Here is a 4,405-nt window from a genome sequence, read left to right on the forward strand (position 1 = left end):
GTTGAGGATTTGAACCTAGTCGGGTTATCTCGCTCTATGTTGGGCAAGCATTGTTTAGATGCTGGTTTTGGTCAATTTTTCCACATCCTTGAGCAAACTTGTTTTCAGCGTGGTGTTTACTTCCAGAAAGTAGACAGCCGCAAAACTAGTCAAATTTGCCCTAACTGTGGTGTTGAAACAGGTCAAAAAGAATTATCAGAACGTACTCATATTTGCTCGAATTGTGGCTATACCACTGATAGAGATGTGGCGGCCGCTCAAGTAGTTCTCAATCGGGGACTTGCATCCGTAGGGCATACGGTCAAGATGCTTGCTGAGGGTAAATTCATTGGAATCCCCGCGAAGCAAGAATCACCGCACTTATAGGGCGGTGAGTGTCAAAAGGGACGATACCAGAAGCGCTAGATTACTCATGTTCGTGGACTGGAATAGGAAGTAAACGCTGTAAAGCCTTGGTAAGACTGACTTAAGGATTTATTAGAGAAAATTTTTGCCAAAAAATATCAGCATTTTGCTAATTTTAAGCACAAAATAACCTAAATTTAAAATATTAAGGGGATATATTTATCCCAGGTTTTGTAATCAAGTCAAATAATATGCGCCTATCAATCATTCTCAGTGCTGGATACTTAATATTACTCGGTCTCAACCTGCCAGTAATGTCTCAACCTCCCATCGAGATAGCACAATCACCAGTACGTACTAACTTGAATCAACGGAAGTTACAATTCAATCGCCGTTTGTGGGAGAAACAAAATATTCTTAACTATCGCTATACATTTAGTAATGGTTGCTTTTGCATCCCTGATGCTAGAGGGCCAGTAGTTATTGAAGTCAGGAACGGTAAAACAAGATCTATCACTTCTGTAGAGACAGGCTTACCAGTTACAAATCCAGAATATTTTGAAAATTACAATACTATTCCTAAGCTGTTTAATGTAATTCAAGATGCGATCGCGCGTCAAGCCTTCAACCTAGATGTCAACTATTCTGCAAGATACGGTTACCCAACTCAAATTAATATCGATTACAATGCCCAGATAGCTGATGAAGAACTATATCTGACAATTGAGAATTTTCAAGTACTTCGCTAGATCATAACCTTTTGTTTTACTTACTTTCCAACTTGATGGACAAGAAAGTAGAGGTAAACTTGACGAGAAAAGGTAAAGGTTTTACTCCCCTTCGCCTTTTCCCCATTACTAGAATACTAGGCGACAAGCTCAAAATTAGCTGCTGTCAGAAGAGGGAATAGATCCAAACTAGCAAACTGTCCACCAATTCCATATCCACTAGCACTACCATTTTGGTTATAGAAAAGTTTGCCAGTACTAGTGCTATAAACAATAAATGCATTGCTAGTAGCTGCGAGGGAATCATTCGCTACTGTTGCAAATTCAGCCCCTTTACTAAAGCCATTTCCCAACACACTCTGCAAAGTATTAAAAGTCTTTTTGCTGAGGACAATTTTATCTTGTTGTTGGTTAAAGTCAGTAATCTGGTCAATCCCAATGGTACTACTGCTAAAGGCTTGTCCTGTGCTATACAAAAAGCGATCGCTTCCATTACCTCCTGTAAGAATATCATTTCCAGACATTCCCAACAGCGTATCAGCTCCATCACCGCCACTGAGTACATCAACCCCACTTCCTCCTTTGAGAGTGTTGTTGAGACTATTACCTGTCAACGTATCATTACCACTACCACCGGTAATGTTTTCTATGGAATTGGAGAGAATTAAGTTAAGTCTATTACTAACTACTGTTTGCTGAGTAGTCTGAGCTAAGTCTAACTTTATGCTGGAAGTAGTACCCGTAAAGTTTATCGTATCAGTACCACCGTTAGCAGCTTCAACGATAGTATCAGTCCCTAAAACTTGCGTGACTGTATAACGATAGGTATCATTTCCACTACCCCCAGTCAAGATGTTATTGCCTGTATTACCAGTCAGGATATTATTACCACTATTACCTGTACCATTAATATTACCTGTAGCAGTTAAAGTTAGGTTTTCTACGGTTGCGGGTAAGGTAGTCGTTGTCTTGCGACTTAAAGTATCGGTAATTGTGACAGTAGCAGTTGTTTGGCTAAGAGTAGCATTAGTGGGATTAGCAAGAACTAATTTAAAGGTTTCGTTGGCTTCATTGAGGTTGTCGTTTAAAATCGGGATAGCGATCGCTTGAGTAGTTTGACCAGGTGTAAAAGTTAGCGTCCCACTTACTGAGGTGTAATCTAGGTTAGCTTTAGCAGTGTTTGGGGTAGTGCTGTAATTCACAGTCACAGTCTGCGTTGTGCTATTGCTGAGAGTAACATTGATAACCGCCTGATTATTTAGCCCCTCAACCACAGTGACATTCTGCACAGAAATAGCAGGTAGGGAAACAGTGGGGTTAAATTCAACTGCGCCAATATCAACTTTACCGTCAACAATGCGAGGGTTTTTTGTTTGGTCAAAAGGTATTGATTCTGTTAGGTTACCATCATTATCAGAGTCAAATTTATCTAGAAAAATTAACGCATTATTTCCCGCATTGATAGCAGGGCTACCAGCTAAAAGCGCATGAGTTGGAGTAGGGCCACCATTGTTTTGTAAAGGGCTAAGTTTAGGGTTAGGATTAACAATATCTGTTCCTGTGCCAACCGTACCTTTTGCTCCGGTGAGATTACCAATTAGATTGTAATTGTTGCCTTTAACACTTCCTAAAGAATCAGATATATCAGGATGAATATCGCCTGTACCACTATTATTTGGACTGTCAAAGTTAGCAGCAATAATAGTATTTTTTAGTGCAATCAATTCTGCTCCCTGATAAATTCCGCCGCCATTACCCTTACCATCATTATTTTGATCTGCCAGGTTATTAGCAATTGTGCTGTTGTTTAGGTTAATGAACCCGAATTGATTATTATCAATACCCCCACCATCGACTGTAGCGCTGTTACTACTAATTGTTGTGTTATTAATATTTATCTCAGTCGGGACGGGGTAAGGGTAAAACAATGGGTTATAAATGTCGCCATTAAAAATCAATTCAATAAATCCTGTATGGTAGATTCCTCCACCAGATTCAGCATTATTTTTACTGATTGTGCTACTAAGAATAGTCACCCCATCACCTGAATTCCAAATACCTCCTCCATCTTTTACTGCACTATTTTGACTAATAACACTAGCGTCAATAATCACAACATCAACAAAATCATATGTTGGGCCTTGACGTACATTGCTTTCTTCATTATAAAAACCACCACCATAGCCAGCACTGTTACCAGAGATAGTGCTGGCTATAATCGCTGCTTTGCCATCATTATAAATTCCTCCCCCTTCTGTCTCAGTTGTATTATTACTAATAACGGTGTTATTTACAATTAAAACTCCATAATTGCTAATGCCACCACTTTTGGTAAAATCATCCTTACCGCCAGAAGCTTTAGTGACAGAATTGCCAGTAATCAAACTATTCTTAATCTCTGCTTGGCCACTTTTGCTAATCCTGATAGCGCTTGCAGAAGCCCCAGTTAAGGTAAGATTTTCTAACAATAAAGCTGCATCTTGTTGGACATCAATTACAGAGTCACCATATCCCTGAGTAAAGTTTGTCTTCAAGTTACTAGCATCAATAATTGCTTTTTGGTTACCAATGCCTCTAATAGTGATATTACCACCAGCTAAAATATCTAAATCACCAACAAAGCCTTTTTGTTCATCTCCACCAGTATGAATTGGTTTAGTGTTTTTAATACTCAGAGAATAAGTTTGTCCCCCTTGCAATTCAATAACATAATCGTTAGTGGTATCAGCATTTGCAATCAAAATCGCATCCCGCAGAGATAACCCATTAGTCGTACTGCCATCATTCTGATCTGCTGTTGTATTCACTTTCAGGACGATTGGCGCTGCATTTTCTACTTCAACTGCTTGTCCTTGGATCTGAACAACTGCATGGTCATTTTCTGTCTGTATTCGCGCTAATTGCTGATTACTTAAATTCTCTCCCCTTACCAATGCAGAAAAATTTTCTCCTTCATCTCCAAAGGAATCTACCTTGTTTATTTGTGTATCTAACCAATGCCCAATTTCTTCTAAAATGACAGCAGTGATGCTTTGGGGTGTAGCTGTATTTAGAAAATCAACTGATAGATAAATCTTGTTAGTGCTAGCAGCATAAGCTCCCTTTGCATCACCTAAAATACTACTGTTGATAACTTCAATCTCAGGTAAAGTGCTGAAATTCTGAGTTAGCCATTGATGGCGTATGACTTGTGCTTGGTTGTTGTTATAGTTATTCCCAAAAACACAGAAATGTTGAATCTCGATACAAAACTTTACATATTTGGTTAGAGTAATTCTAAAAAGCCTAAAATAGTCAACATAACATCATCTCCTCAAGCCAATGAACATAAC

3 protein-coding genes are annotated in these 4,405 nt (G+C 38.9%); 2 read left to right on the top strand and 1 reads right to left on the bottom strand.

Annotation, left to right across the window (positions count from 1 at the left end):
• The coding region (locus H6G08_RS36730) for an RNA-guided endonuclease InsQ/TnpB family protein (protein ID WP_190552223.1) at positions 1 to 366 on the top strand (366 nt) is incomplete at its 5' end.
• Positions 367 to 596: 230 nt separating this feature from the next.
• Positions 597 to 1,094, top strand: a complete 498-nt coding sequence (locus H6G08_RS36735) for a DUF6174 domain-containing protein (RefSeq protein ID WP_190552224.1) — start codon at positions 597 to 599, stop codon at positions 1,092 to 1,094.
• A 116-nt stretch (positions 1,095 to 1,210) separates the two neighbouring features.
• On the opposite strand, the gene H6G08_RS36740 is transcribed toward H6G08_RS36735, so the two are convergent.
• Positions 1,211 to 4,006: a Calx-beta domain-containing protein gene (locus H6G08_RS36740; protein ID WP_190552226.1), complete on the bottom strand. Its 2,796-nt coding sequence runs from the start codon at positions 4,004 to 4,006 to the stop codon at positions 1,211 to 1,213.
• Positions 4,007 to 4,405 lie beyond the last annotated feature (399 nt).

This window comes from Calothrix anomala FACHB-343 (assembly GCF_014696435.1).
GTDB classification, from domain to species: domain Bacteria; phylum Cyanobacteriota; class Cyanobacteriia; order Cyanobacteriales; family Nostocaceae; genus Aulosira; species Aulosira anomala_A.

Bases quoted from the DNA above. Each gene is read 5' to 3' on its own strand.
- H6G08_RS36735 (WP_190552224.1), top strand. From the start codon at position 597: ATGCGCCTATCAATCATTCTCAGTGCTGGATACTTAATATTACTCGGT.